1 protein-coding gene is annotated in these 1,562 nt (G+C 67.3%); it reads right to left on the reverse strand.

The window, feature by feature from the left end; translation table 11 throughout:
* Positions 1 to 112: 112 nt before the first annotated feature.
* Positions 113 to 1,276 (reverse strand): IS110 family RNA-guided transposase, encoded by a 1,164-nt coding sequence (locus NFR41_RS10415; RefSeq protein ID WP_251231796.1) that lies wholly within the window; start codon positions 1,274 to 1,276, stop codon positions 113 to 115.
* Between the last annotated feature and the right edge of the window lie 286 nt (positions 1,277 to 1,562).

Below are 1,562 nucleotides of genomic sequence, written 5' to 3' on the forward strand. Positions count from 1 at the left end.
GGGGGGTGTTCCTATAGTTTTGTCAACTGATTTCCTGGATTGATTTTCGCCAAGAAGGCAATGCTAGCGCGGGGCCCAAGGGCCCTGCGCTTTTCTATGGGGAGCCGGCTTGCTAGGCCGAGTACGGGACCTTGTCCCTCATGATCGCGTAAATCACCTTCAATCTCTTCCTGGCGACGGCCTTCAGGGCCTCCCCGTGGCACATGCCGCGATCCCTGCAGCTGCGGTAGTAGTCGCCGAACCGGCCCTTGCTGCGGGTGAGCGAGTTGCAGGAGAAGATGAGCAGGTTCTTCAGCCGCTTGTTCCCCTGGCGCGACGAGCTGACCGACGATATCGACTTGCCCGATTGCCGGTTCCTGGGCGCGATCCCGCAGTAGGACGCGAGGTGGTCGTGGTCGGGGAAGTCGTCGATGTCTATGCCGATCACCAGCTCGGATGCGGTTCTGGGGCCGATTCCCGGGACGGTCAGCAGGCACGCGTACGTTCCGTCCTCGGCGAGCAGCGCGGCTATCTCGGCATCGAGCCTGGCCGCCTCCCCCGCGGACTCCCTGATGCGCCCGGCGAGCATCCTCACCTGCGGGTTCTCCGCCATGACCTGGTACTCCGACGGCCGCGTCGACGACGCCGCCGCTGCGATTGCCGCGTCTATGCGCGACCTGTCCGCGCCCCGGGTCACGGCCCCGACGGACGCCTTCCCCGCATCGACGATGCCCCAGGGACCCCCCAGGGCCTCCATCATCTTCAGCCAATGGGGGTCCGCCAGGTCGGTCAGCGCCTCGAACGCCGGGCAGCTTTCCAGGAGGAGGCTCCGGAGCCTGTTCTTGTCGCGGGTGGAGCAGGCGACCATGTGGCTCCTCTGCGCCGCCATCGACCTTGCGGCCTCGAGCCTCCCGTCGCGTCTGGGCACGGGCAGGAGCGAGTCCGGGATGCCGAGGGCCGTCTTGGCGATGACGGCGGCGTCCCGCTCGTCGGTCTTCGCGTCGCCCGCGAACAGCTTGGCCGCGCCGTGGGCGGCGATCCCGGGCAGATAGGCGACCGGCAGGCCGGCGAGCCTGGCCCTCGATATCGCGAGGGACCCGATGTTGCGGACCTGGTCGACGACGACCAGCGTCCCGGCATCGACCCTGCCGAACAGCTCGTCCAGGTCGCGCTCGGTGTTGGCCACGGGCCCGCTCTCCAGCACCTCGCCGCGCCCGTTCACGCGGCATGCCCAATGGGAGAACTTCCCGACGTCGAGCCCTATGACGGCTGCGCGGGTGGCGGCTTCGGTCGGCATGGTGGTATCCTTCCAATCGTCGGTCGATCGGAATGCTGCCTCGCGCGACACCCACATTACTTGGCCGTGGCGCTCTTTGGACGGAGGGGCCCGGCAGTTTCCTATCAGTCGTCAGAAGCAGCGGCGCCCGCGTCGGCAACACCCCCCGGGCCCTCGGGGGGCAGGGGCAGAAGGCCGTCCGCGGGCGCCCGATCGGCAGTCCCTCGGGACATATGTCAATCGTAATCCGACTGTCCGGGCAGGGGACTTAAACGGTCGGACCAACTACGATTCAGACTGTAATGGG

Origin of the sequence: Adlercreutzia aquisgranensis, from assembly GCF_943193145.1 — a bacterium.
In the GTDB taxonomy this organism is placed as follows: domain Bacteria; phylum Actinomycetota; class Coriobacteriia; order Coriobacteriales; family Eggerthellaceae; genus Xiamenia; species Xiamenia aquisgranensis.

Bases quoted from the DNA above. Each gene is read 5' to 3' on its own strand.
- NFR41_RS10415 (WP_251231796.1), bottom strand. From the start codon at position 1,276: ATGCCGACCGAAGCCGCCACCCGCGCAGCCGTCATAGGGCTCGACGTC.